We start from the raw sequence: 19,367 nt of genomic DNA, 5'->3' as shown, positions 1-19,367 counted from the left end.
CGATTGGTGATCGTGATCATCGGATGCCGTACACCCGGGCGGCGGTCCCGCCGAGGATGGCATCCTGCTCGGTTGTGCTGAGTTCGGCGATGAGCGCGCTCATGACCTCCCAGGTCGGCTGGTAGCCGCCGGCCGGGATCGTCATCGGCCAGTCGCCGCCGTGCATCAGCCGGTCTGGTCCGAACGATTCGAGCGCCAGCTCGAACACCTTGCGAAGCGCGTCGACGGTGAACGGCTGGTCGGGGCGACGCAGCGACGACAGCTTGCCGACCGTGTTCGGGTGCGCCGCGAACCGGGTCATGCTCGCCTGCCAGTCGGCGAAATCGTCGTGCCCACGCGGCGGCTTCGCCAGGTGGTCGAGCACGAGGGTCAGTTCGGGCAGGTCGCCGGCCAGCCGTGCAGCCGCATCGAGGTGACGCGGCCACGCGTCGTGCACGTCGAAGGCCAGCCCTCGCCTGGCGACCTCGGCCAGCGAAGCGCGCACGTCGGGCAGGTCGAGGAATCCGTCACGCGGGTCGTCGTTGAGCAGATGCCGGATGCCACGGAATTTCGGATGCCGGGTCCACACGTCGAGGTCGCGGCGCGCAGCATCCGTCGAATCGAGCTGCACCCAGCCGACGACGCCGAGCACCCACTCGTGGGCGTCGGCCGTGTCGAGCATGAACTGCGTGTCGATGCGGGAGTCCTCGGCCTGGACGAGGATCGCACCGTCCATACCCGCACGGCGGAGCTCAGGCTCGGCCTGCTCCGCGGACCAGCTGGCGTACAGCGGGCCGAATTGCGGTCCGAGCCAGCCGTACTCCGAAACGGTCAGGTCCCAGAGGTGCAGGTGCGCGTCGATGCGCAGCGGAGCGTTCATGCCGGGATGAGCCCTCTCTCGGTGAGCGTCGACCACAGGTCGTCAGGGATCGTCTCCATCATGCGCGCGGCGTTCTGGCGAAGCTGTTCGGGTTTGCTTCCGCCGACGACGATCGAGCGGACCGTGTCGTCGCGGAGCGTGTACTGCAGGGCAGCGGCCGGGAGCGAGACGCCGAACTCACGGCAGACCTCGGCGATCGACTGCACCCGTGCGAGAACGGGTGCGGGTACACCGCCGTATTCGTACCTGGCGTCGGCGCCAGGGTTGTCCGTGGCGAGCAGCCCGGAGTTGAAGACGGACGCGTTGACGATCCCGACTCCGTTCACCCGGCAGGCCGGGATCACGTCGGCGAGTGCCGGCTGTTCTGCGAGGGTGTACCGGCCGGCGACCATGAGCAGGTCGAGTGCCCCGGTGTTGGCCGAGGCGAGCAGGGCGTCGGTGTCCATCGATCCGACGCCGATGGCACGCGTCATGCCCTGGTCGCGGAAGTGGGCGAGCGCAGGGACGGCTTCGTCGAGCCCGTCACGCAGACTGTTCCGTTCGGGGTCGTGAAGATAGAGGATGTCGAACCGGTCGAGACCGGTGCGTTCGAGCGAATCCTCGACGCTGGACCGGATGCCGTCGGCCGAGAAATCCCAGACCCGCCGCTTGTCGGCAGGGACGGCGAAGTCATTCTCCATATCGAGCTCCGCCGCGCCCTCCGGGTGGTCTTCGAGCAGCCGGCCGACCTTGGTCGAGACGACGAACTGATCACGCGGCTTGGTGGCGAGGAACGCGCCGAGGCGCCGCTCGGACAGCCCGAGTCCGTAGTGCGGGGCGGTGTCGAAGTAGCGGATGCCGACATCCCACGCCGACTGCAGGATCTCCCACGCGTCGTCGTCGCTGAGCGCGCGGAACAGGTTGCCGACGTTGGCGGCGCCGTAGCCGAGCCTGGGCAGGTGCAGTTCGCTCATTTGCCGAAAGCGTACTCGGCCCGGCTGGCCGCGTGCATCTCCATACCGTTCCCTGGCGCGATCGGCGCCTGGTACGCCCCGTCCTTCATGTCGACCGGGGTGACGAAGTGCTCGTGCAGGTGGTCGACGAATTCGATGACACGGCCGTCGTGGGAACCGGAGACGGCGACGAAGTCGAACATCGACAGGTGTTGCACAGCCTCACACAGCCCGACCCCGCCGGCGTGCGGGCAGACCGGAACACCGAACTTCGCTGCGAGCAGCAGGATGGCGATGTTCTCGTTGACGCCGGCGACGCGGGAGGCGTCGATCTGGAGCACCTGGAGGGCGTCGGCCTGGAGGAACTGCTTGAACATGATCCGGTTCGCCATGTGCTCACCGGTGGCGACGGGGATCGGGGCGACACCGCGGGCGATGGCGGCGTGGGCGAGGATGTCATCAGGACTGGTGGGCTCTTCGATCCACGCGACGTCGAACTCCGCGAGCCGGGACATCCATTCGATCGCTTCGTCGACGCCCCAGCGCTGGTTCGCGTCCGTGCCGATGCGGATGCCGGGTCCGACGGTTTCGCGGGCCAGTCGCATCCGCCGGATGTCGTCGTCGACGTCGCCGCCGACCTTGAGCTTGATCATGCTGAATCCGTCGGCCACGGCTTCCTTCGCCAGGCGGACGAGTTTCTCGTCGCTGTACCCGAGCCAGCCGGGGGTGGTCGTGTATGCCGGGTATCCGGTGGACAGGAGTTCGGCTTCGCGTTCGGCTCGCCCTGGGACCGACGCGCGAAGGATCTCGAGCGCGTCATCGGGCGTGAGCGCGTCGGTGAGGTAGCGGAAGTCGACGAGTTCGACGATCTCCTCCGGGCTCATCCGTCCGAGCAATTGCCACAGCGGCAGGCCGGCACGTTTGGCCTTGAGATCCCAGAGTGCGTTCGCAACGGCGCCGATGGCCATGTGCATGACGCCCTTCTCCGGGCCGAGCCAGCGCAGCTGTGAGTCCCAGACGAACTCCCGCCACGTGGCGCCCATGTCGGCGAGCAACTCTTCGGCACTGCGGCCGACGACGTGGCCGGCGAGCGCCTGGATGGCGGCGACCTGCACGTCGTTTCCGCGTCCGATGGTGAAGACGAAGCCGTGCCCTTCGAGACCGTCGTCGGCGTCGGTCAGGATCCGGACGTACGCCGCGGAGTAGTCGGGGTCGAGGTTCATGGCGTCGGAACCGTCGAGAGATGTCGACGTCGGGAAGCGGATGTCGCTGGTTTCCAGCGCGGTGATGGTGCTCACGGAAATGATCTCCTTGGTCGGCTTCCTCACCCTAAACATCCGATGTATAGAATGTCAATCACGAACACGTGTCGCTGATCTCGGCTCAGGCATCGGGATCCGCGGCAGAATAGTTCAGACGTTCCACCGCCGGGGCTTCTCGATCGGGCGCGAACGCTGGACACCGAGACAGAGAGTTGCCGCATGAAATTCGCTCGACTGGGCCCGATCGGCTCTGAGACCCCCGTCGTTCTCCACGACGACTCGTATTTCGACATCTCGTCGATCACCAGCGACGTGGACGGTGTTTTCCTCTCATCGGACGGGGTCGAGCGCGTGCGTACTGCGGTCGCCGATGGGTCACTCCCCGAACTCGACGGAGCGGCTGATCTGCGTATCGGTGCGCCGATCGCGCGCCCGAGCGCCGTCATCTGCATCGGCATGAACTACGCGGCCCACGCCGCCGAGTCGGGGTCGGCGCCGCCCGAGATCCCGATCATGTTCATGAAGACCCCGAACACTGTCGTCGGCCCGAACGATTCGGTCGAGATCCCCCGTGGAAGTACGAAGACCGACTGGGAGGTCGAACTCGGCGTCGTGATCGGCAAGCGGGCGTCGTACCTGGACTCCCCCGACGAGGCGGGCGACTACATCGCGGGCTTCGTCACCGCCAACGATGTTTCGGAGCGCACGTTCCAGCTCGAGGTCTCGGGCGGCCAGTGGTCGAAGGGCAAGTGCGCGCCCGGCTTCAACCCCACAGGGCCATGGCTCGTCACGCCGGACGAGATCGACCACGGCAACCTGCGCCTGACGAGCTTCGTGAACGGCGACGCCAGGCAGGACTCGTCGACCGTCGACCTCATCTTCGGTGTCAACTACGTCATCTGGCACCTGAGTCAGTACCTGGCGCTGGAGCCAGGAGACCTCGTCCTCACCGGCACACCTGAGGGTGTCGCACTGTCCGGCCGGTTCCCGTACCTCGCAGACGGTGATGTCGTGGAGATCGAGATCGAAGGTCTCGGCCGCCAGAGGCAGCAATTCGTCGCGCACCCAGCCGACCGCGCATCCGCAGACCACTAGCTAGGAGCAACCCCATGCCAGAGTTCGACAACCTCGTCGCCGTCGTCACCGGTGGCGCTTCAGGGATCGGCGCCGCAATTGCGGACCGACTCTCCGGGGCCGGAGCACAGGTCGCGGTGTTCGATCTCAACCCGGCCGATGCCGACCCGGTGCACTTCGCGATCGAAGCCAACGTCGCCGATCGTGCCTCCGTCGACGCCGCCGTCGCCGCAGTCGTTGAGAAGTTCGGCCGAATCGACATAGTGGTCAACAACGCAGGCATCGGAGCCCAGGGCACGGTCGCCGACAACGACGACGCCGAGTGGGCGCGGGTGTTCAGCATCAACGTCACCGGCATCGCCCGGGTGTCGAGCGCGGCGCTGCCATGGCTGCGGAAGTCGCCGTCAGCGGCGATCGTCAACACCTCGTCGATCGCTGCGACGGCCGGCCTCCCCGCCCGCGCGCTCTACAGCGCGTCGAAGGGCGCCGTGCTGGCACTCACCCGCGCGATGGCCGCCGATCACCTGCGCGAAGGCATCCGTGTCAATGCGGTCAACCCGGGAACCGCGGACACCCCGTGGATCGGACGTCTGTTGTCGAGCGCCGCCGATCCGGAGGCGGAGCGTGCCGCGCTCAACGCGCGCCAGCCGCACGGGCGCCTCGTTGCGGCGTCCGAGGTCGCCGACGCCGTCGCGTACCTGGCCAGCCCGCGCTCCGGGTCGACCACGGGCACCTCCATCGCGGTCGACGGCGGCATGCAGGAACTCCGCCTGCGCCCGGAGTAACCGGACACGCCGTCCGCCCGCGTTCCGCGCTGGGCGGACGGTCTGGCAATCGCGCCCCTGTCCCCGGCAGACTGGGACGATGACCTCACAACTGCAGAAAGCCGAACTACTCAACCGTCTCCACGCACCGGGCGACCCCCTGATCGTCACGAACGTCTGGGACGCCATCAGCGCGAAGATCGTTTCCGAAGCGCCCGGCGTCACCGCCCTGGCGAGTGCGTCGCACTCCGTCTCCTTCGCCCACGGCGTCTCAGACAACGAAGGCCTCTCCGTCGACGAGGCGATTCGCGCCGCGCGGATCATCGCAGGCGCGGTCGACCTGCCTGTTTCGATCGACTTCGAGAAGGGCTACGCCGCGGATGCCGCCGGTGTCGGCGCCAACGTCCGTCGCCTGATCGAGGAATCCGGTGCTGTGGGCATCAACATCGAGGACTCGCTCGCGTCGGCGACCGGCCCACAGCGCGACATCGACTCGTCGGTGGCCCGCGTGGCTGCCGCTCGCGGTGCCGGCGACGCCACAGGCATCCCGCTCGTCATCAACGCCCGCGTGGACACGCTCGTGAGCGGTGGAACCTGGGATGACGCCGTCACGCGCGCCAACGCCTACCTCGACGCCGGTGCTGACGTCATCTTCTTCCTCGGCCTGAAGGACGAGGACCTCGTGAAGCGTGCCCTCGATGAGGTGAACGGCCGGATCTCGACCATCGGCGGTTTCGGCGGAATCCCGTTGCAGCGTCTCGCCGACCTCGGGATCTCACGCGTCAGTTTCGGCCCGCAGACGATGGGCCTGGCCCTCGCCGCGCTGCAGCGCGCCGCGACGACGCTCACTGCATTGGGTGAGTTTCCTGAGGACCTGCGCTTCACGTTCGACCTGTAGCCGGCCGACGCTCGCGAGCGTGCGGCAGCAGTAGTGCCCTCTCAGACACGCACGACGGACCCGCCCGCCCGTTTGCGGGAGACGGCGTCGACTGTGGCCGCCAGGATGAGAACGCCGCCGGTGACCGCGTAGTTCACGCCTGCGGGCAGGTTGAGCAGCCCGAGCCCGTTCGTGATCACGGCGATCACCAGGGCACCGATCGCCGCATGGAGGAGACGACCGCGCCCTCCGAAGAGGCTGACGCCACCGACGACCGCCGCCGCGACACCGCTCAGGACGAGGTCGCGACCGGCGGCGGCGTCCACCGAGCCCACCTTGCTGATCGAGAAGAGGCCGGCGACCACCGCGAGCGTCGAGCACACGATGAACGCCGTCCAGCGGACCATGACGACCTTGATGCCGGCTCGCCGTGCGGCCTCCGCGTTGCCACCGATCGCGTAGATATTGCGCCCGAATTTGGTGCGGTCGAGCACGAACGTTCCTGCCCACAGGATCACGAGCACGATCGGCACCACGATGGGCACGCCCTGGACAGCACGGATGGACTGCCCGCGATCCTGGTTCAGGATGAACACAACGGTGCCGCCGAGCAGGGCGATGACGCCGAGCTTGATCCAGACGAGCGCGATGGTGCGGTTCAGCACACCGGCGCGGGACCGGCGGGCCCGGTCCCAGAACGACGTTGCCGCCGACACCGCGAGAATGACGACAAGCATGGTCCAGCCCGCCCATGGCGGCATATTGCGGTTCTGGATGGCGAGGATTTCGGGGATCTGCACGCGATACAGGCCGCCGGCCCCGATGATCATCAGTTCAACACCCTGCAGACCGAGGAACAAGCCGAGGGTCACGACGAATGATGGAATACCGACCCTGGCCACGAAGAAACCGATGAACGTGCCGATGGCGATGCCTAACCCGAATGCGATCGCCAGCGCCAGGACCCAGTTCACGCCCTGCACGTTCACGAGCACGATGAAGAGACACATCGTGACACCGGCCGTGACACCGGCCGAGAGATCGATCTCACCGAGGAGGATGACGAAGACGAGCGCCATGCCGAGCATGACGAGCGTCGCGGCCTGGGTCATGAGGTTCGCGAAGTTGCGCTCGGTGAGAAAGACCGGGCTGAGTATCGAGAACAGGATGCTCAGGACGATGAAACCGCCGACCGCGGGGAGCGCACCCATTTCGCCGCCGCGCACACGCTGGGCCCAGGCACGCACCTGGTCGGCGACGCCACCCTCCTGACCGCTCCCGATCTGGTGGCTCTGGTCCGGAACCGGCATGGACCCTGAGTCTGGGATCTTCTGCTGCACGCTCATGGCGTCACTCCTGCCGGGATCTTCGTTCCGGTGATGTAGCCGACGACCTCGTCGCTCGTCGTGTCCTTCGTCTCGATGGATGCGACCATCTGACCGAGGTACAGCACGTTGATATGGTCCGCGACGGCGAACACGTCGACGAGGTTGTGGCTGATGATGATGACGGCGACGCCCTGCTCAGCCAGTCGCCTGACGAGGTTGAGGACCTGCTCCGTCTGCGCGACGCCGAGGGCGGCTGTCGGTTCATCGAGGATGACTACACGCGCCTTCTTCAGTACGGCGCGGGCGATGGCGACCGTTTGTCGTTGCCCTCCGGAGAGGGACAAGACCTTCTGCCGCACCGACGTGACGGTGCGCACCGACAACGAGCGGAGGGTGTCTGACGCGTCGCGCTCCATGCGGCCTTCGTCGAAGGTGCCGAACTGTGTCTCCTCACGACCGAGGAACATGTTCTGCACGATGTCGAGGTTGTCGCAGAGTGCGAGGTCCTGATAGACGACCTCGATCCCCAGGCGCGCGGCATCCCGCGGCGTGTGAAGGGCGACCTCTTCGCCGTCGAACGTCACCGTTCCTTCATCGTACGGTTGCACGCCGGCGAGGCCTTTGATGAGTGTCGATTTTCCGGCACCGTTGTCGCCGACGAGTGCGGTCACCTTGCCGGCGTACGCTTTCAAGCCGACGCCCTTGAGGACGCTGACAGGTCCGAAGCTTTTGACCACTCCGGAGAGTTCGATAAGCGGCACGTCCATGTCCGGCTCCCTTTCACACGACATTTTGTCCCCGCTCAGTGTGCACGCGGTCACGAGCACTGAGCGAGGGGTGGGGTGAGGTCCGGGCCGGCCGGATGGCACAGCCCGGACCCCACATCCGGATGGTTACCCGCTGACGCCGTACTTCTCACACGCGGCTGCGACTTCGCCCGCGCAGAGCTCGGTGGCATCGGCGTCGCCTGCGTCGACGACAGTGACGACTTCCTCAGGCCCGACGAGGATCGGGGTGACCGCGATATACGGCGTTCCGTCCTCGAGTTCCTGGTCGGCCTCCGGAGTCTCGCCCTCGAGGAGCTTGCCCGCCAGGTCGATCGCCGCGTCGGCCTCGAGTTTGATCGGCTTGTAGACCGTGGCGGTCTGCTTTCCGAGGAGGACGTTCTGCAGGCCGGCTACCGAGGCATCCTGCCCGGAGACCGGAACCGTGAGGCCGTTCTTGTCGAGGATGGTGATGACCCCAGCCGCGTTGGTGTCGTTGGCGGCCCAGACGGCGTCGACCTTGCCTCCGAGCGAGGTGAGAGCCTGTTCGAAGTTGGTCGCCGACTTGTCACCGTCCCAGATGCCCGGTGGTTCAGCCGCCGGCGTGATGCCCGCAGCTTCCATGACCTCAGCGGCGCCGTCGTGGAACATCTTGGCGTTCCCGTCTGAAGGATCGCCACCCATGTAGACGACCACGGCGCTGGCCGGGTCCTTGCCAGCGGCTTCAAGCCCGTCAAGGACCGACTGGCCCTCGAGGCGCCCGACTTCGACGTTGTCGAATGACACGTAGTAGTCGGCACCAGCGATCGGGCGGTCATACGCGATGACCGGGATGCCTTCTGCCTTGGCCTTCTCGGCGACGGCGCCACCCGCACCGTTGTAGTCGACGAGCAGCATCACTCCGCAGCCCTTGGTGAGTTGCTGATCGGCGATGGTGGCGTACTTGTTGGTGTCGCCCTGGGCGTTCTGGATGTCGACCTCGTATCCGGCGGCTTCGAGTCCGTCCTGGAGATATGGTCTGTCGTTGTTTTCCCAGCGTGGAGAGGACGAAGCATCGGGGAGGATCACACAGGCACGCGTCGCTTCCGCGTCGCTCCCGCCGTCTCCACCCCCGTTGCCGCCGCCGCCACCGGAAGAACAACCTGCCAGCAGCAGCGCCGAGATCCCGGCGAGTGCGGCAGCGGAGACAAATGAAGAATTCTTCACGTCTCTACCCTTCTGTGAGGTGAGGTGAACCCCTCCTGGTGCCCCGTCGTCGTTGGCGGCCGCTTCTCGATGATGACAGATCCTCACCTTTCTGGGTAGAGGCGTCTGGTAACGGAATCACTGCGATGAGAGCGCTCCACCTGGCCAGCGCCGTTTGCTCATCGCCTCCGATCGGAGGTTGGGCTAACGGATCCGCTTGCCCTCGTTGTGCTCATTGAGCACCCAGGTCGCACCCTCGTCTTCAGACACGAAGCTCTCCCAGATGTATGAGGCATCCGTGATCTTCGAGAAGTTCCAGCGGATCAGCAGCCCGTCGTTGCGGGTTCCGTCCTGGCGGATGCCGTCACGCTTGTGAGCGGTGGCCACCAGGTGGGCGTACTCCCCGCGCTGCGGTTCGAAGTAGCTGACCCGCCATGCGCCCATGTCGCGGTCATAGACGCGCACGGCCGTGCCGATCGCGTCGTAGCCGCCGTCCTCACGGGGATGCAGCGCGACATCCTGAACGGCTTTGCCGTCGAGGATGAACGACATGATCCAGAGAAAGTCGGACTCGTGCCAGTGGCCGGTCGTCTCGTCGAGACGGCGGGAATGCACCGCCCAGCTGCCGACCATGCGGCCGAACCGGGACATGCGGGTGGGGTACTGCGTTGTTGCGGCATCCGAGATGAGGGCATCGGCGAAAGGGAGGTCGGCGGGGTCACTCATGGCGGTGGCCTTTCTTCTAGCTGCCGGGACTTCCGACGTCGACGACGCCGACGTCTGTGCGGTGGAAGTTCTGGAACGACCGAGATGCCGTCGGGCCGCGTTGCCCCTGGTACCTGGAGCTGTATTCGGCCGATCCGTACGGCTTCTCTGCCGCCGAGCTCAACTGGAAGAAACAGAGCTGGCCGATCTTCATGCCCGGCCAGAGCTTGATGGGGAGCGTCGCGACGTTGCTGAGCTCCAGGGTGACGTGTCCGCTGAAACCGGGGTCGATGAACCCGGCGGTCGAGTGCGTGAGCAGACCGAGCCGGCCGAGCGAGCTCTTGCCCTCGAGCCGAGCCGCGATGTCGTCTGGCAGGGTGATCTGCTCGTAGGTCGAGCCGAGCACGAACTCGCCCGGGTGCAGGATGAATGCCTCGTCCGGCCGGGTCTCGATCAGGTGGGTGAGCTCCGGCTGGTCTTCGGCCGGGTCGATGTATGGGTACTTGTGGTTGTCGAACAGACGGAAGTACCTGTCGAGGCGCACGTCGACACTCGAGGGCTGGACCATCTCGGTGTGCGACGGTTCGAGACCGATGCGCCCGGATGCCAGCTCAGATTTGATATCGCGATCGGAGAGAAGCACGGGGTCAGTTTATCGGGGAAGCCCTTGCTAAGATTGCGAAAGTCGCTCGGTGACTTTGATCTCCGGGTGTCGCGCGGATGTAGTTCAATGGCAGAACTTCAGCTTCCCAAGCTGATAGCGCGGGTTCGATTCCCGTCATCCGCTCTCTTCAGCCCTCGGTTCGGCCTTTGGGGTCGCGCGCGCAGCCACTTTAGTTTTCCACGTCAGATGAGACCTTTCGCACGCGACGTGAGAGTTACCGGGTGGGCGGCCCCAATTCCGCCACCGGACGAATCCGGTGGCGGAACGCTCAGTCCACCGGAAGGAACTGGGTGGAAATGACCCAGTCCGACGCCTTGTGCGCGACTTCGTTCGCGAATCCCATCGAGAAACGAACGTGGAGCCCGAGCCAGACTCGTGCGTTCATCGCATCCTGGTCCCAGGCATCGGTGCTGTCGTAGTGCCTCGTCGTCGTCCCGTCCACCAGGGCGGGTATGTCGATGTCGAGAGTATTCTCGCCGAACAGGTAGCCGAAGACGTTGGTGGTCGAGCCGGTCACGCAGGCGTGCCCACTTGCATAGTCGGAGTAGGGCGGAGTCTGAACCATAGGCGTCCACGTTGGGTCAGCCACGGTTGCATCGTTGCCGTCTGTGTCCGCCTCGCGGATCGCAGTGATCGGGCGCCAGGTGGGAACGTCGAATTTCGCGCGCCAGCACGTGATCAATGCGTCGGCGTTCGACGTTCCCAGCAGCGCGAACGCTCGTGCGCTGTCGACGATGTTCAGCCCCCGTCGTGTCACAGCGTCGCGCAGGGCCGCGTGATACTGCGGTACCGGGTTGGCGCTGAAGAACCGGGCGATCTCTGTCTGCACGTCGTTCCGCGCTGAACCGGTCAGCGAACCGTATGCTTTCACCTCGGCGAAATCCGCAGCGTACGCCTCGCTGTCGAGCGGGTACGGCGTGGGGAGGTCGAATTGCGTTGCCGACTCGAGCGCCAGCGGGCGTACGAAGCCCAACCACGGAACCGCGAAAGGTAGGAAGCCATCCGGGGTGGGACGCCAGATTCCAGGGGCGGGTTCGACATCGAACGTGATCGGGGCCTTGAGCCCGTCCCCGTACCGCGAACGGATGAGGGATGCCGCGGCTGACGCCCCAGCCACGATCCCGCGAGCGAGCGCCTTGTTTTTTGGCATTTCGGACAGTGTCTTCAGATAGTCGGCGCGGAGTGCCCGTGCCGAGCTGGGGAAGTAATAGCGGAGCACGCCGTATGCCGCTGTTGCGGCCGCGGCCTCGACCGAGGCGTGGCGATGAGCCCGTCGCTGTGGGTTGTACGGCTCGTATCCGCCTTTGATCGCCACGACAGCGTCGTACACGGCGATGGAGATATAACCGAAATACAGGTTGGACGACGGGGCAGGAGTCGCGTTCTCCGTGAAGATGGTGCGGGCGGCGATCGCGTCCCATTGAGTGATGACCGCCGCGTCGGCCACGGCCGGAGGTTTTGCCTCGGCCGGTGCGTCGAAAGTAACGGGGGTCAGGACACCGACGGTCGCGACGGTCGCGAGAATCAGAACCCGCAAAGACTTGAGAAACATGGTGAACCTCCAACGGTTTTTTGTGGAGGGCTTGCACGTGAAGAGGGTGCGCTCGAGCCGGGAACGGGTGCAGGCTTTTGACGAACAAGCTCTGCTGCAGCCGAGTATGGCCCGTCCGTTCCGGTGCCGCAAGGAGTCCGCCGGGGAAAATTCTGGGCGGGCGTGCGGTGGCTTCAGTCGTAACGAGAGAGGATGTCATCGGTAGCGAGAAAGACCCTCTGTCTTATCCGGAGTACGAAAACTAGGGTTATCTACACTTCGTGTCTCACCTAGATTGCGGACTGACACCTATGACCAGTACATCTTCGGTACGGATCGTTCTCGACTTCATGCGCGCCTTCCACGAACAGGATCGCTCGGCGGCAGCAGCGCTCATGAGCGACGACTTCGTGTTCACGAGTCCCCAGGACGACCACATCGACAAAGCCGCCTGGCTCGAACGGTGCTTCCCCTCGGCCGATCACTTCGACAGCCCCGGTTCCACGCTGGAGATCGTGGAAGTGGACGGGATCGTGTTGCACCGGTACGAGTACGCCGTGGAGGGCGTCCGCTACCGGAACGCCGAGGCACTCCGCGTGGAAGACGGCCGGGTCCGAGAAGTCGAGGTCTACTTCGGCGGTCGCGTTTGAGCGGAGCTTCTGCGGACCACTCCCCAGGCGCCGACGATCATGGCGATCCCCGCCGCGGCCGTCGTCGCGGCAATGACGGTCTCCGTCCATGGAGTCGTATCGTGCGACCCACCAGCGAACAGCGGCGCGATGAAGAACGCGGCCAGAAGATAGCCCAGCCACGTTGACCCGATCAGGAAAGCGCACGTCGCTATTGCAGCCCGCGAGCTATGCCATGTGACACCCAAGGCGATCAGCCCCAGGAGCGCGATCCAGCCCACCGCGCCGGTGTGCTGCAGCGGCGACGGAGTACCGGTGAGGCCCGAAATGAGCGCATGCGCTCCGTCGATTCCGAGCGCGCCGGCGACGAGGACAGCGAGCACGATCTCGACGATGGCAAGGACCACGCCGAAACGCGTTCGGGGCTGCCTCATCGCTGCGACGCCGAGCGGAAGAATCAGCACGCCCACCGCTGTGAGCAGTAGGCCGACGCCATAGACCTGAGCGGCGGTCCCGATGGGCTCCCATGGATCGTAGGGATAGGAGTAGTCGTAGAGGTGGTCTTCGGCTGAACGGTCGTCGCCCGTCCGCGAGCCTCGGAACACGACCCATCGCTGGAACGAGGCCGACAGTTGGAGCGCCGACGCAACGAGGAACAACACAGCCGCGGCGAGCGATCCGATGACGGACAGCCACGGAACGCGACGAGTCTGCGCGCGGAGATCGGGAACCTCGGTGGCCGTCATGCGCTCACCCTAGCGGGAGCGCCGAGCAGCCTGTCAAGTGAACAATCAGGGTGAGTGACGAGGCCCGGCGAGGCATTCCCGCCGGGCGACGACCTAGCGCTCGATCTTGTCGAGGTGCAGCATCCTGGCCAGGTTCTTGTCGAGCTCGTCGTCCTGGAAGACCTTCTTCCAGTCCTCCTTGATGATCGAGTCCTTGCCGTAGTCCATCGCGATCAGGCACGCGTCGCTGAACGGGTTGTCCCCACGGAGACCGTTGGCGAGGGCGACCTGGGTGTGGCCGAGAAGGATCGACCGCGCGGCCGGCTCCGGGACACCCATGGTGTTGACGGCCTCATCGAGGGCCTCCTTGAGGAGGGCGCCGATCATGCATGCGATGGTCTCGACGAGGGTGGGCTCGAGCTGCGCGAGCTGCTTGATCGTGACCCAGTGCACGTCGACGACCGGTGCGTAGATGGCACGCACAGTGGCCTCGACGATGGCCTTCTTGGCGGGGTCGTCCGATTCGATGGCGGCGATGGCATCCTGCGGGGCCGCGATTCCACCGAAGGTGTCCGCGTACTCTTCCGGCGTCGTGCGCTGGAGGAAGATCGACGGGTGGCAGGGGTGCGCGACGGCCTGGATGACGTCGTCGCGGGTGGTGAGCAACCCGGCGTACGCGGCGGCAGGGTCGAGGGTGAGGACGATGGCGCCGGACTTCAGCTGGGGAACGATCTCGGCGGTGACCGGGCCGAGTGCGAGGTCGGGCACGGCGAGCACGATGATGTCGGCGTCGGCGATGGCGTCTGCGGTCTCCGTGAGCTGCCGACCGGCCGCGCGCACGCGGTCCTGGCCGACGGGCGAGTTCTCGCTGTAGAAGACGATGTGGTCGGTCTTGGCGAGGTTGTCGGAGACGCGTGTCCCCATTTTTCCTCCTGCGCCGATCACGGCGATGGTGGGGGTGTCCTGTGTGGTGGTCATCGGTTTCTCCTTAGGTAGTCCAGGGTGTTGGCCGTCCAGGCGATCTCTGCCTGGACGGTGGTCTCGGGGTCGCCCTGCCAGGGCAGCCAGTGTTCGACGATCTCGTTGATGCCGCGGTCATCGGGCCGCACGGTGTCGAGCAAGTGGGGGTAGTCGTGCAGACCCTCGCCCATCGGGGCGCCGCTGTAGGTGAATCCGACCCAGCCGTCCTGCCGCGTGAAGGCGAAATCCTTCACATGGATGTTGCGGGTGTGCGGTGCGCACCGGTTCACGGCATCCTTCGGAAGCTCAAGTCCTGCGACCACGTTCGCCGGGTCGAGGCAGATGCCGAGCCGGTCGCTGTCTGCCCTTTCGACGAGACCGACGAGATCGACGGTGGGCACCTGCTCGTAGGTCTCGAGCGCGAGCGTGACGCCTGCGGCTTCGAACGAGGGCAGGATGCCGTCCAGGATCCGTGCCGCTTCGTCGAGGCTCGGCCTGAAGTCGGGCGAGTAGACCATGCTCCGGATGAGTGTCGCGTCGAACACGTCGGCCAGGCGCAGGAAGTCCGTCAGGTGGGCGGGGTTGATTCCCTTGGTGCCGAGTTCGATCGCGAGCCCGAGGGCCCGGGCCTCGGCGGCCGCCGCATCGATTTCGGATGCCGACATCGTCAGGAGTGGCGCGTAGTCGCAGATCTGGAAGAGGTCGACGCCGAGTTCCCGTGTGCGTTCGAACGCACCGACGAGGCTGAGCGGTTCAGGCACGCGGTCGGAGTGCTGCCAGAAGAACACGTATGTTCCGAGGCCGATCATGCGCGCACCGTCGTTTCGGCGAGTACCGCGGCCTCATCGAGAACGGATGCCAGCGCGGCCGGGTCGTGCGCGAATCGACCGAGGAAGAGCCCGTCGACCGAATCGCCCAGCGTGGACAGCAGCCCGGGGCCGGCAGAGCCTCCGTAGATCACAGAGCTTCCCTCGCGACCGTCGAGCGACCCGATCACGCCGCGCAGCCGGGCGCACACGGCGCGGATGTGGCCGGGTGCGGCGGGTTCGGCTGCGCCGATGGCCCACACGGGCTCGTAGGCGACGAGAACCCGGCCGGCGGGTGCGCCGTCGAGCGCGGAGATCAGCTGCTGCTCGACCTCGGCGGCCGCGACATCCGGTTCACTCCGGACGGTCTCCCCGATGCAGAGCACAGGGGCGATGCCGTTGCGCAGGGCCGCAGCGGTCTTGGCCGCCACGATCTCCTCGGTCTCGCCGAAGATCCGTCGACGCTCGGCGTGGCCGACCTCGACGACACCGACACCGAGTTCGGCGAGTTCGACGCCCGAGACCTCACCGGTGAACGCGCCGTTGTCTTCCCAGAACAGGTCCTGGGCTCCGACGGTCACCGGTGTGCCAGCGAGGGCGCTGATCGCCGCGGGGATGGAGACGAAGCTGGGGATGACGAACAGCTCGACCGCGCCGCTCGCCACGGACGCGTTCTCCCCGGCAAGCCGGGCGACGGAACCGAACCACTCCCGGGCACGCTCGTGCCCGAAATACATCTTCAGGCTCACTCCGACGACGACGGGAGACATCAGCAGCTGCCGGTGGATTCGTACGTGTCGAGGACGGCGACCTTCTCTGCACTCGCCGACGTTTCGTCGAAACGGTAGGTGAGCCATTCGCGGACCAGGCGGCGGGCGAGCTCTGCGCCGATCACACGCTGGCCGAGGGCGAGCACCTGTGCGTTGTTCGACAGGACGAGGCGTTCGACCGAGAAGCTGTCGTGGGCGACGGATGCCCGAATGCCCTTGACCTTTCCTGCCGCCATGGCCACGCCCATCCCGGTTCCGCAGATGAGGAGGCCGCGGTCCGCTTCGCCTGCGGCGATCGTCTCACCGACGGCGACGCCGACGCGGGGGTATGGGGTGTGACCGTCAGCGTCCACACCCACGTCGGTGACGCTTTCGACGAGGTCGTTCGCGAGGAGATCCTTCTTGAGGATCTCCTTGTAGTCGAAACCGGCGTCATCCGATCCGATGACGATTCGAAGCTTGTCCATTACTTTTCCTGTTCGTTGTCGGTGAGGACTGTCGTGATGCGCTGCACGATGAGCGCGAGCGAGTGGGCACCTGCGTCCGGTGTGCCGAGCGACTTCTCCGCGTGGGGACGGGCGCGTCCCATCCGAGGCAAGAGGTCCGCTGTGGCGGCAGCGGCGGCGGTTGAGGCATTCGCCGCTGTCGCCCATGCGGCAGCCAGCCGCGCTCCTCCGGCGATCTCGCTCGACAGGGTGTCGGCGAACGGGACGAGCGAGTCGACCATGGTCTTGTCGCCGAGCACCGCGCCGAAGGTGAGGATCCTCGCCGTCGCCGCCTGTACGCCGGCGTTTACCGTCGCGGCCGTCGGTGCGTCGGTGTCGCCGAGTTCAACGGCCACAGCGGTGAGGGCGGCGCCCCATAGTGCGCCGGATGTTCCCCCTGCACGATCGGACCACGCATCGGCGGCTCGGGTGAGGAGCGTCCTGGCGCCTGCGCCACGTTCGAGCGCGTCGGCTGCGGCTGCGCGGGCAGCCTGCGCGCCCCTCTGCATCCCGATGCCGTGGTCGCCGTCGCCTGCAACGGCGTCGATCCGTCCGAGTTCGTCGACGTTCTCGTCGATGACCTCGGCGATGGCGTCGATGACCTGGCTCGCGGCACGGGCGGCCGCGCGGGAGTCGTCGCTCGCTTCAGGGATCTCGTCCGTTTCGTCGGCACTGTCGGTGACGGGGGCCTGTTCGGCTGCGGCCACGGCGCCCTTGCGGTACGCGGGGGTGTCGGCCGGGGCGCGCCAGAAGGTCTCCAGTTCGTCGTCGAGCCAGAACAGGGTCAGGGAGGCGCCGGCCATGTCGAAGCTCGTCACGAGTTCGCCGACCTCAGGGTCCACGACCGTGACGCCCGCTTCGTCGAGCAGTTCGGCGACCCGTCGGTAGACGACGAAGAGCTCTTCGTACTTGACGGATCCGAGGCCGTTGAGAATGACTCCGACGCGCTGGCCTTTCGCCTCCGCGATGCCCTCAGGGAGTTCTGCGAGCAGAGTCGAGACGAAGAGTTCGGCGAGACCGTTGGCGGTGGGAACGTCGGTCTCACCGATGCCCGGCTCGCCGTGGATGCCGATGCCGACACCCATCCGGCCTTCAGGAACCGTGAACAGTGGGGTGTCGGCTCCCGGCAGGGTGCATCCGGTGAAGGCCACGCCGAATGAGCGGGTGCGTTCGTTGGCGAGCGTGGCGACGCGAACGACCTCGTCGAGTGTGTAACCGGCCTCGGATGCCGCAGCGGCCGCCTTGAACACGGTGAGGTCGCCTGCGATCCCCCGGCGCTTGTGCCGCTCGGCGACCGATGCACTCGCGACGTCGTCGGTGACGACGACTGTCCTGCAGTCGATGCCTTCGTCGAGGAGGCGCTCCTGCGCCTGGTTGAAGTGCAGGACGTCTCCGGCGTAGTTGCCGTAGCTGAACAGGACACCGCCACCGAGGTGCGCCGCCGCGCCGACGGAATGCACCTGCTGGGCAGACGGCGATGCGAAGAGGTTGCCCATTGCCGCGCCGTGGGCGAGGCCCTGGCCGACGAGGCCGCCGAAGGCCGGATAGTGGCCCGATCCGCCGCCGATGACGACAGCGACGGATCCGGGTTCCGAGACGGTGCTCCTGACGACCCCGCCGGGAACACGGCGGACCTGGGACGCGTTGGCGGCGACGAATCCGTCGATCATCTCGTCGGCGAAGGCGACGGGGTCGTTGAACAGGCGAGTCATTTTCTGTGCTCCGAAGGTTGTGAGGGTCGGTGGGACGGCCGGCAGCGGCCGCCCCACTCGTGTCTATAGCTCGTGCGGCTCCGCGTCGAGCGTGCTGGGAACCGCGGTGCGGCGCTTGTTTGCCCTGGCAAGCAGCAGGACGAGCACACCCGAGATGGCCATGAAGCCACCGACGATGAACATCGGCACTTCGTAGTTGCCCGTCCAGTCGGCCACAGCGCCGGTGAGATACGGAGCGGAGAACCCGGCCAGGTTGCCGACGGTGTTGATCAGCGCGATCCCGGCCGCTGCTGCGGCTCCCGTGAGGAACTGGGTCGGCAGGGTCCAGAAGTTGGGCAGGGCCGAGAAGATGGCCATGGCGGTGATCGAGATGACAGCGATGGTCGCTGCGGGCGAGCCGGCGAAGAGGGCGAGCGGGATGCTCAGGGCACCGGCGAACGCCGGGATTGCGATGTGCCAGGTCTTGAGCCCGCGCTTCGTTGCGTCCCGTGCCCAGAAGTACAGCGCGACGGCGGCGAAGAGGTACGGGATCGCTGTGATCAGACCCTTCTGGAAGACGTCGAACTCGGTACCGAACTCGGCCTGGAATCCTTCGATGATCGTCGGCAGGAAGAACGCGAGGGCGTAGAGACCGTAGATGAAGCCGAAGTAGATGAAGGAGAGCACCCAGACGCGGCCGCTCTTGAACGCATCGCGGATGCGAACGGTGTGGTTGGCCTTCTCGGTGTTCGCGCGCTCCGACTTGAGGGCGGCGGTGAGCCAGGTCTGCTCTTCGAGGGTGAGCCACTTGGCGTCGGCCGGGCGGTCCTTGAGGTAGAACCAGGCGACGATGCCGATGATGATGGCAGGGATCGCGACACCGAGGAACATGAAGCGCCATCCTTCGATGCCGAGCCGTTCACCCTGCTGGATGAGGATCGCGGCGAAGGGGGCTCCGATGACGGTGGTGAGCGGCTGTGCCAGGTAGAACAATGCGAGGATCTTGGACCGATGTGCCGCGGGGACCCAGAGGCTGAGGAAGAGGATCGCGCCGGGGAAGAAGCCGGCTTCGGCGACGCCGAGGAGGAAGCGCAGGGCAACGAGTTGCTCGAAGTTCTGGACCCACGTGAAGAGGAGCGCGACGATACCCCAGCTGACCATGATGCGGGCGAGCCACTTGCGTGCGCCGAAGCGGTGCAGGGCGAGGTTCGACGGAACCTCGAGCAGGATGTAGCCGATGAAGAAGACTCCGGATGCGAAGCCGAACTGCGCCGCTGACAGGGCGAGGTCGTCGTTCATCCCGTTCGGGGCTGCGAAGGCGATGGCCGTGCGGTCGAGGTAGTTGATGAAGAACAT

General features: G+C 66.1%; 20 protein-coding genes and 1 tRNA gene. 5 read left to right on the top strand and 16 right to left on the bottom strand.

Going from position 1 to position 19,367, the window contains the following annotated elements:
• Positions 1 to 16: 16 nt before the first annotated feature.
• Genes AC1M2K_RS08205 through AC1M2K_RS08195 form a run of 3 tightly spaced genes read right to left on the bottom strand, consistent with a single transcriptional unit; the run spans position 17 to position 3,089 of the window.
• Positions 17 to 859, bottom strand: a complete 843-nt coding sequence (locus AC1M2K_RS08205; protein WP_480240584.1) for an amidohydrolase family protein — start codon at positions 857 to 859, stop codon at positions 17 to 19.
• The gene (locus AC1M2K_RS08200) at positions 856 to 1,812 is read right to left on the bottom strand and encodes an aldo/keto reductase (protein WP_480240583.1); all 957 of its coding nucleotides are present in this window, start codon (positions 1,810 to 1,812) and stop codon (positions 856 to 858) included. The genes AC1M2K_RS08205 and AC1M2K_RS08200 overlap by 4 nt, the downstream gene beginning before the upstream one ends.
• Positions 1,809 to 3,089, bottom strand: a complete 1,281-nt coding sequence (locus tag AC1M2K_RS08195) for an L-fuconate dehydratase (RefSeq protein ID WP_480240582.1) — start codon at positions 3,087 to 3,089, stop codon at positions 1,809 to 1,811. The genes AC1M2K_RS08200 and AC1M2K_RS08195 overlap by 4 nt, the downstream gene beginning before the upstream one ends.
• Before the next feature lie 183 nt (positions 3,090 to 3,272).
• Between AC1M2K_RS08195 and AC1M2K_RS08190 the strand changes: the two genes are divergently transcribed.
• The 3 genes from AC1M2K_RS08190 (at position 3,273) to AC1M2K_RS08180 (ending at position 5,789) form a co-directional block, all read left to right on the top strand.
• Positions 3,273 to 4,148, top strand: coding sequence for a fumarylacetoacetate hydrolase family protein (locus AC1M2K_RS08190; protein ID WP_480240581.1), 876 nt, complete (start codon positions 3,273 to 3,275; stop codon positions 4,146 to 4,148).
• Between the two features lie 14 nt (positions 4,149 to 4,162).
• Entirely contained in the window at positions 4,163 to 4,912 is a 750-nt protein-coding gene (locus AC1M2K_RS08185) for an SDR family NAD(P)-dependent oxidoreductase (protein WP_480240580.1), read from the top strand.
• 79 nt (positions 4,913 to 4,991) lie between these two features.
• Positions 4,992 to 5,789: an isocitrate lyase/PEP mutase family protein gene (locus AC1M2K_RS08180; RefSeq protein WP_480240579.1), complete on the top strand. Its 798-nt coding sequence runs from the start codon at positions 4,992 to 4,994 to the stop codon at positions 5,787 to 5,789.
• A 41-nt stretch (positions 5,790 to 5,830) separates the two neighbouring features.
• Here the strand turns inward: AC1M2K_RS08180 and AC1M2K_RS08175 are convergent, their stop codons facing one another.
• The 5 genes from AC1M2K_RS08175 to dcd form a co-directional block, all read right to left on the bottom strand.
• Entirely contained in the window at positions 5,831 to 7,114 is a 1,284-nt protein-coding gene (locus AC1M2K_RS08175) for a sugar ABC transporter permease (protein WP_480240578.1), read from the bottom strand.
• Positions 7,111 to 7,863 carry an ATP-binding cassette domain-containing protein gene (locus AC1M2K_RS08170; protein WP_480240577.1) on the bottom strand — a complete coding sequence of 251 codons (753 nt, stop codon included), beginning with the start codon at positions 7,861 to 7,863 and terminating at the stop codon, positions 7,111 to 7,113. Before AC1M2K_RS08170 ends, AC1M2K_RS08175 begins: the two co-directional genes overlap by 4 nt.
• Positions 7,864 to 7,989: 126 nt before the next feature.
• Positions 7,990 to 9,066, bottom strand: coding sequence for a sugar ABC transporter substrate-binding protein (locus AC1M2K_RS08165; RefSeq protein WP_480240576.1), 1,077 nt, complete (start codon positions 9,064 to 9,066; stop codon positions 7,990 to 7,992).
• 183 nt (positions 9,067 to 9,249) lie between these two features.
• The gene (locus AC1M2K_RS08160) at positions 9,250 to 9,771 is read right to left on the bottom strand and encodes a hypothetical protein (protein ID WP_480238537.1); all 522 of its coding nucleotides are present in this window, start codon (positions 9,769 to 9,771) and stop codon (positions 9,250 to 9,252) included.
• A gap of 16 nt (positions 9,772 to 9,787) precedes the next feature.
• Positions 9,788 to 10,393 (bottom strand): dCTP deaminase, encoded by a 606-nt coding sequence (gene dcd / locus AC1M2K_RS08155; RefSeq protein ID WP_480238538.1) that lies wholly within the window; start codon positions 10,391 to 10,393, stop codon positions 9,788 to 9,790.
• 73 nt (positions 10,394 to 10,466) lie between these two features.
• Here dcd and AC1M2K_RS08150 point away from each other — a divergent pair.
• Positions 10,467 to 10,537: transfer RNA gene (locus AC1M2K_RS08150), tRNA-Gly, on the top strand.
• 145 nt (positions 10,538 to 10,682) lie between these two features.
• Here the strand turns inward: AC1M2K_RS08150 and AC1M2K_RS08145 are convergent.
• The gene (locus tag AC1M2K_RS08145; RefSeq protein ID WP_480240575.1) at positions 10,683 to 11,966 is read right to left on the bottom strand and encodes a vanadium-dependent haloperoxidase; all 1,284 of its coding nucleotides are present in this window, start codon (positions 11,964 to 11,966) and stop codon (positions 10,683 to 10,685) included.
• Positions 11,967 to 12,256: 290 nt separating this feature from the next.
• Here AC1M2K_RS08145 and AC1M2K_RS08140 point away from each other — a divergent pair, with 290 nt between their 5' ends.
• Positions 12,257 to 12,595: a nuclear transport factor 2 family protein gene (locus tag AC1M2K_RS08140; protein WP_480240574.1), complete on the top strand. Its 339-nt coding sequence runs from the start codon at positions 12,257 to 12,259 to the stop codon at positions 12,593 to 12,595.
• On the opposite strand, the gene AC1M2K_RS08135 is transcribed toward AC1M2K_RS08140, so the two are convergent.
• From AC1M2K_RS08135 to AC1M2K_RS08105, 7 genes are all read right to left on the bottom strand, one after another.
• Entirely contained in the window at positions 12,574 to 13,320 is a 747-nt protein-coding gene (locus AC1M2K_RS08135) for a hypothetical protein (RefSeq protein WP_480240573.1), read from the bottom strand. The genes AC1M2K_RS08140 and AC1M2K_RS08135 overlap by 22 nt on opposite strands.
• Positions 13,321 to 13,413: 93 nt before the next feature.
• Complete coding sequence (locus AC1M2K_RS08130) at positions 13,414 to 14,277, bottom strand: phosphogluconate dehydrogenase C-terminal domain-containing protein (RefSeq protein ID WP_480240572.1); 864 nt, start codon at positions 14,275 to 14,277, stop codon at positions 13,414 to 13,416.
• Positions 14,274 to 15,068: a sugar phosphate isomerase/epimerase family protein gene (locus AC1M2K_RS08125; RefSeq protein WP_480240571.1), complete on the bottom strand. Its 795-nt coding sequence runs from the start codon at positions 15,066 to 15,068 to the stop codon at positions 14,274 to 14,276. The genes AC1M2K_RS08130 and AC1M2K_RS08125 overlap by 4 nt, the downstream gene beginning before the upstream one ends.
• Complete coding sequence (locus tag AC1M2K_RS08120) at positions 15,065 to 15,835, bottom strand: triose-phosphate isomerase family protein (protein WP_480240570.1); 771 nt, start codon at positions 15,833 to 15,835, stop codon at positions 15,065 to 15,067. Before AC1M2K_RS08120 ends, AC1M2K_RS08125 begins: the two co-directional genes overlap by 4 nt.
• Positions 15,835 to 16,302 carry a ribose-5-phosphate isomerase gene (locus AC1M2K_RS08115; RefSeq protein WP_480238545.1) on the bottom strand — a complete coding sequence of 156 codons (468 nt, stop codon included), beginning with the start codon at positions 16,300 to 16,302 and terminating at the stop codon, positions 15,835 to 15,837. The genes AC1M2K_RS08120 and AC1M2K_RS08115 overlap by 1 nt, the downstream gene beginning before the upstream one ends.
• Positions 16,302 to 18,032: a dihydroxyacetone kinase family protein gene (locus tag AC1M2K_RS08110; RefSeq protein ID WP_480240569.1), complete on the bottom strand. Its 1,731-nt coding sequence runs from the start codon at positions 18,030 to 18,032 to the stop codon at positions 16,302 to 16,304. The genes AC1M2K_RS08115 and AC1M2K_RS08110 overlap by 1 nt, the downstream gene beginning before the upstream one ends.
• Positions 18,033 to 18,095: 63 nt before the next feature.
• Complete coding sequence (locus tag AC1M2K_RS08105; protein ID WP_480238946.1) at positions 18,096 to 19,367, bottom strand: MFS transporter; 1,272 nt, start codon at positions 19,365 to 19,367, stop codon at positions 18,096 to 18,098.

The sequence above is a fragment of the Mycetocola sp. Y171 genome, assembly GCF_056713165.1.
Note: the sequence above shows the minus strand (reverse complement) of the source record. Positions and strands in the feature narration are given on the sequence as shown.